The following is a 6,007-nucleotide window of genomic DNA, read 5'->3' as shown; positions in this document are numbered from 1 at the left end:
GGGATTTGGACGGGCTCTTTGCGATGGCGATGAGGAACGATGCAAGGCCTGGGTGCAAGAGCAGCTCGAGCTTCTAAAGGACGGCGGGGTCGAGGATCTCATAACCCGGCTCGATGCCATGGCTGGTCTATCTGACGAGGTTGCATTCGAGCGTGATAGACTCATGAAGTATCTACGAGACAATCGAGACCGGATGAGGTATGACGAATACCGGGCCAAGAGCTATCACATCGGTAGCGGCGTAGTGGAGAGCGCGTGCAAACACGTGGTACAGATGAGACACAAGAGGTCAGGAATGCGTTGGAGCGCGCCAGGGGCGCAGGAAGTGATGAACCTCAGGGTCTTCCTCATAAACGGCAGGTGGGACGAGTTCTGGCAGAGGAGGAGGCAAAAGGCGTTGTCAGGCAACCAAACCGTGGCATCGCCTGCAAAAGTAGCCTGATATGCCGCCGCCCAGGAAGTGGTGGTAACCCCTAGACGCCACAAACGCTACACGCACCCGACGGCCCGACGGCCCGCGCGTCGTTGACAAAACCACGGCCGTTTGATAGAATGGGCGTGCAAAGAGAAAGCAACTGAATATCGTGACTGTGCGCAGGGGAGTAGCTCAATGGGTAGAGCGGCGGTCTCCAAAACCGTAGGTTGCGGGTTCAAGTCCTGTCTCCCCTGCCAGTTTTTGTACTGCGTGCTGGACCGCATTAGACCTCTCGCCTGAATGCCGGATTTCCAGCGACTTTTCCGAGAAGACCGTAGTCCCTGACGGCGCGCCGAATCTCCAGGAGGTGCGTTCCTCATGGCGAAGGTCTTTCGGCTGCTAGTTCCGCCGGGCACGGTTGAGCCTCAAGACGAGCGCCTCGACGCGGGCAGCGCGTGATTGTGTCTCGCCATGGCGTGAAATCACCGAGAAGTCGAGCACCGCGCCCTCGCACACGGTCGGAGGAAGGAGGATCGCGGGCATCACGACCTCAGCCCGAGGCGCGTCCACCTCTCCGTGGGATCCATCCCTTTCCCCTCTAGGTACTGCAGCTCCCCCGACGCCCTCGTGAGGGATCACCACAACCTTGCCGGCCTCTATCCGATCCACGACACCCGTCCAGGAGACGCGCGCAGCCGGCCTTTGAGAGCTCAAAGTGGCGCGAATGGCCATGGATGCGATGGTCCCGCCTATCGCCACGACAGCCGTCAGCGCGGCCGCTGCCAGGAGCCGCGTTCTACCGCGGAATCCCCGCTCCGAAGAGTGCGTTCGTTGTCTGTGCTCTTTCTCCATGTTCGCCGTGCCACCTCGTCCTGGCTCGCCTCTCACCTGCATCACTTGCCTTAAGCAGTCGCAGCGGCCTCAGGGGGTGACGCCTTCGGGCGCACCCGCGGGACCACGGCAAGTCAAGCAAACGGCGATCCGCTTCCGTGCACCTACGGGCCGCAGACCAACGGACCGCGCATGAGCGGGCAGCGCACGAGCGGGCGGCGCACGAGCGGTTCGCCGGCCTCGGGCTCGACGCTCTCCCGTTCTCCGAGAGCGGCCGAAGGTCCTGCCAGGTCATACCATATTCACCTTCCTTCACCCGCATTCGTCCTGCCAAAGGAGGAGGTGGGTCCGTCGGGGCGGTCGCGCCCGCATTCGCCATCGACGCAGATCGCGCAATCCCGTTGCCTGGAGTAGCCCACGTGGCGCGCACGTCCTGCGCGGCCCCCGGTGTTGTCTTCACGCGCCGCGCCTGGTAAGATGTAGTCGTTAGCGAAAGGAGCTTGCGATTGCATGAGGATCATCCTGGTTCGTCACGGTCAGACGAAATGGAACAAGGACGAGGTATTCCGAGGCAGGGCAGACGTCCCGCTCGACGACACCGGGACGGCGGAGGCGGAAGCCACCGCTTCCGCGCTTGCGAGCGTCGAAATGGCTGCGGTTTACTCGAGCCCGCTCGCGAGGGCCCACGAAACCGCCCGCATCATAGCCCGCCCCCATAGTCTCCTCGTGCGGGCGGTGGATGGTCTTGCCGATATCGATTGCGGGGCTTGGGAAGGCCTATCGGTGGAAGAGGCACGGTCGAAGTATCCCCAGGTGTTCGAGGCGTGGCAGAATGCCCCTCATACCGTGACGTTCCCCGAGGGCGAGAGCCTTGATGACGTTGCGGCAAGAGCCACTTCGGCTCTCCAGGAGATCCAGGCCTCCCACGCTGAGAATGAGACAGTAGTGATCGTGTCGCACCGCGTGGTGAACAAGCTGCTCCTCCTGTGGGTTCTCGGCCTCGGCAGCTCGGCGTTCTGGAAGATACGTCAGGATACGTGCTGTATAAATGTGATCAGCCATGGTCCCGCCGGCTTCGTGCTGCACGCTCTCAACGATAGATGCCACCTCGCCCGTTGCAGGCCATTCCCGGACGCGCAACGGGATTTCTAGGAGCAGGCCTCGCGACGGCTCAGGAGCCAGGCGGCATCCTGGAGTCCGGGCAGCCGCTGGCGCTCACGCGGTGTGCCTCGCCAGGAGAGGAACGATGTCGCGGACGTCTGTTACGATTGACACCGGGCTGTAAGGTGCGAACTCCTCACGGAGCGTCGGGCCGTGTAGAACTGCGCAGAACGGGGTTCGGGCCTGCCGGGCGGCTTCGGCGTCCACGAGGCTGTCGCCCGCATAGAGGGTCTCTCCCGGGTCCACGCCCAGCCGTGACGCGGCAAGCAGGAGCGCGTCCGGAGCGGGCTTGTGGCGCGCAACATCCTCAGCGCCCACTATGACGTCAAACGCCCTGCCGAGTCCGTGCCTGTCGAGGATGCGCTCTATCCTCCTCCTGAGCTTCGTAGAGACTATGCCTATCGTCATCCCGGCTGCCTTGAGGCCCTCCACGGCTTCAGGCACCTCTCCATAAAGCCTCGTTCCCTCCACCATGACCTCGTCAGCCTTCTTCATGAACGACCTGGTAAGCGCCTCCAGGTCACACCCAGGCGCGAGGATCCGGAACATCTCTGGCAGGGCCAGACCCACGGTACGGAGGATCTCACGATCCGTGCGTTCTGGCGCCCCCACGGTTAGCAGGGCGTGGCGAACGCACTTTACGATAGGGCCGGACGAGTCGGCGAGCGTGAAATCGAAATCCAATAGGACGCAGCGAAAACCCAATCTTGCACCCCCTCGTCACTCCACACCAAGCGGTGAGGGCCTGCGGAGATCCTACCCCGCAGGCCCTCGAATGTCAACAGCACCGGGTCTTGTGTCCGCGCTCCTCAAGTCGGCGCGGAGCCCCAATACGTTGCTCCACGTCGCGCCCCAACACGGGACGCCGGCCCCAAGCCTCAACTTGAGGTCTGAACGCCTCGGTCAACTTACGTGCACGATGGCGCACTTGAGGTAGTGAGTCTCTTCCACACCCAGGAGCACCGGGTGGTCCTTCGCCTGGGTCCTCATGTCCACCAGTCTCGCTTCCCTGCCCGCGTCCGCCGCGGCGTCCGCCAGCATGACCAAGAACGCGTCGGGCTTCATGTGGTACGAACACGAACAGGTGACGAGCGTCCCCTCCGGCGCGAGAATCCTCATGGCGCGGAGGTTCACCTCTTTGTAGCCCCTGTACGCAGCCTCGACCGCTCGTTTGCCCGGGGCGAAGGCGGGCGGGTCCACGACGACCAGGTCGAAGGTCTCGCCTTCAGCTTCCAGCTGCCTGAGCACGTCGAAAGCGTTCCCTGCGACGAAAGAGACCTTGCCGTCAAAGCCGTTCTCAGCCGCGTTCAGCCTCGCCGTCTCGAGCGCCTGCGCGGACGAATCCACCGCCAACACCTCGCGCGCGCCGAAAGCTGCGGCGTGGACAGCAAAGCCACCCGTGTAGCAGAACACGTCAAGCACGCGCGCACCGCCACACCACGGCTCGATGGCCTTGTGATTCTCCCGCTGGTCAAGGAAAAGCCCCGTCTTCTGACCACGAGCTACGTCCACCCGAAACTTCAGGCCGTTCTCCCTCACCCAGAACTCCGCGGGGAACTCCTCGCCGACAAACCCCGACCTTTGGTCGAGGCCCTCGAGCTCCCGAGCTCGCGAGTCGTTGCGCTCGTACACTTTGCGCGTTCCCATGATGTCGCGCACTGCGGCGACGACCGCATCCTTCCTCACGTCCATGCCGAGAGCAAGGGTCTGGACTACGCACACATCCTCATACGCGTCGACGATCAAAGACGAGAGCATGTCCCCGTCGCTGAAGACCACGCGGTAACACGGCGCTTCGGCCCCCACGTCCCTGCGGTAGTCGCGCGCAGCTTCGATCCGCCTGTATAGAAAGCCCTCGTCTATCTCTTCTCCGTCCCAAGTGAGAATCCTCACAGTGATGTTGGAGACGGGATTGATGAAGCCCCTCCCGAGAAACCTCTTCCTGTGATCCACGACGTCTACTATGTCGCCTGGCACGGGTTCTCCCACGATCGCATCGATCTCACCCTTGTAAACCCACGGGTGACGCGCCAGAGCGCGGCCTTCCCTTCCCCGTTTCAGCACAACGTATGGCATCTACGCCTCTATCTCTCCCATCTCTCCCGTGTGTCCTGTCTCTCGCGCCTCTATTCACTTAGATGCTCATCTCTCGGACATCGTCAGGCACTATGAGGCGCGCTTCGGTCTTCGCCAGCACGTCAGAAGTGGACACGCCGGGTGCCACCTCTCTGAGGACCAGGCCCTCCTTGGTGACCTCGATGACGGCCATGTCCGTGACGATCAGGTTGACCTCGCCCTTCGCAGTGACAGGCATCGTGCACCGGCGCACGATCTTGGGAGCGCCGTCCCTCCTAGTATGCTCCATCGCCACGATGACCCGTTTGGCCCCCACTACGAGATCCATCCCGCCGCCCATCCCGGGCCCACCCTTCCCCGGTATCCACCAGTTGGCCAGGCTTCCCTCCTCGTCGACCTCGAGCGCTCCAAGGACTGTCACGTCAACGTGTCCGCCTCGTATTATCGCGAAGGACATCGCCGTATCGAAGAAGCAAGCTCCCGGGACGACCGTGACGGGCTGCCCGCCCGCGTTCACTAAGTCGGGGATCTCCTGTCCGGAAGGAGGGGCAGGCCCAAGGCCGACGAAACCGTTCTCGGAATGCAGGGTGATGTCCATCTCCGGCGTAATGTAGTTTGCCACCAGCGTAGGTGTGCCGATGCCGAGGTTCACCACCTCGCCGCCCCTGAGCTCGCGCGCGACCCGCCTCGCTATCAATTCGCGACTGGCATCCGCGCCCATCACTCGACCCCCCTCACGACGACGTCCACGAAGATCCCGGGCGTCATCACCCTGTCCGGGTCTATCTCTCCCACCTCGACCAAGTTGGCGACCTCGGCTATCACTAGATCGGCGGCGCTAGCCATTATGGGGTTGAAGTTACGGGCCGCCCTTCGGTAGACCAGATTTCCTGCCCTGTCTCCAATGTGAGCGTACAACAACGCGACGTCCGCGCGAAGCGGTAGCTCCAGGAGGTAAGCCCTCCCGCCTATCTCAATGAGGGACTTGCCCTCCTCGACCGCAGTCCCCACCCCGGTGGGCGTGAGGATTCCCCCGAGCCCCGCGCCCCCCGCCCGGATCTTCTCAACCAGCGTGCCTTGGGGATACAGCTCGAGATCGATTCCCTTCTCCGCAACAAGCCTGGCAAGCTCCGGATTGGTGCCAGTGTGCGTCCCGATGAGCTTCCGCACAAGGCCCCGCTTCACGAGCTTGCCAAGCCCCACGTCCGGAAAGGCGCCGTCGTTGCAAATGACCGTAAGAGCCCTCACGCCCCTTTCGCACACCGCTTCGACGAGCGCCTTAGGGGTCCCCACACCCAAGAATCCCGGTAGCATGACGGTCATGCCGTCGTGCAAGAGGCCCACCGCGTCGGCAATGGATTTCACCTTGTTCATCCATGACCCCTCCCTCGCGGCCGTCCCATGCTGACCCCCTTGACTTGTCTTTGCCCCATCCGGTGGAGCCACTACCTTGGCGGTGCCTGCAGCGCGCAGAACAGCCGGCTCCAAGACACGCCTATCGCGTGGGAGTTGGCGGTCAGCCCG

Annotated in this window: 7 protein-coding genes and 1 tRNA gene; 3 read left to right on the top strand and 5 right to left on the bottom strand. The window is 63.0% G+C overall.

The annotated features are described in order from the left end of the window. A partial coding sequence (locus NUW12_10800) for a hypothetical protein (protein ID MCR4403240.1) occupies window positions 1–442 on the top strand: 442 nt, incomplete at its 5' end. 154 nt (window positions 443–596) lie between these two features. After that, window positions 597–672: transfer RNA gene (locus tag NUW12_10795), tRNA-Trp, on the top strand. Between the two features lie 142 nt (window positions 673–814). On the opposite strand, the gene NUW12_10790 is transcribed toward NUW12_10795, so the two are convergent. Beyond that, on the bottom strand, window positions 815–1,267 hold the full coding sequence (locus tag NUW12_10790; GenBank protein ID MCR4403239.1) for a DUF3006 domain-containing protein: 453 nt from the start codon (window positions 1,265–1,267) through the stop codon (window positions 815–817). 489 nt (window positions 1,268–1,756) lie between these two features. On the opposite strand from NUW12_10790, the gene NUW12_10785 reads away from it, so the two are divergent. Beyond that, entirely contained in the window at window positions 1,757–2,398 is a 642-nt protein-coding gene (locus NUW12_10785) for a histidine phosphatase family protein (protein ID MCR4403238.1), read from the top strand. A 63-nt stretch (window positions 2,399–2,461) separates the two neighbouring features. Here NUW12_10785 and NUW12_10780 read toward each other — a convergent pair whose 3' ends face one another. The 4 genes from NUW12_10780 to NUW12_10765 form a co-directional block, all read right to left on the bottom strand. Then, window positions 2,462–3,112 (bottom strand): HAD-IA family hydrolase, encoded by a 651-nt coding sequence (locus NUW12_10780; protein MCR4403237.1) that lies wholly within the window; start codon window positions 3,110–3,112, stop codon window positions 2,462–2,464. Between the two features lie 198 nt (window positions 3,113–3,310). Then, a complete protein-coding gene (locus NUW12_10775; protein ID MCR4403236.1) occupies window positions 3,311–4,483 on the bottom strand; it encodes a class I SAM-dependent rRNA methyltransferase in 1,173 nt (390 codons plus the stop codon). A 58-nt stretch (window positions 4,484–4,541) separates the two neighbouring features. Next, complete coding sequence (locus tag NUW12_10770; GenBank protein ID MCR4403235.1) at window positions 4,542–5,204, bottom strand: 3-oxoacid CoA-transferase subunit B; 663 nt, start codon at window positions 5,202–5,204, stop codon at window positions 4,542–4,544. Continuing rightward, window positions 5,204–5,857, bottom strand: coding sequence for a 3-oxoacid CoA-transferase subunit A (locus NUW12_10765; GenBank protein ID MCR4403234.1), 654 nt, complete (start codon window positions 5,855–5,857; stop codon window positions 5,204–5,206). The genes NUW12_10770 and NUW12_10765 overlap by 1 nt, the downstream gene beginning before the upstream one ends. Window positions 5,858–6,007 lie beyond the last annotated feature (150 nt).

This window comes from Bacillota bacterium (assembly GCA_024653485.1).
GTDB lineage: Bacteria > Bacillota > SHA-98 > UBA4971 > UBA4971 > UBA6256.
This window is presented reverse-complemented; position numbering and strand designations above follow the sequence as displayed.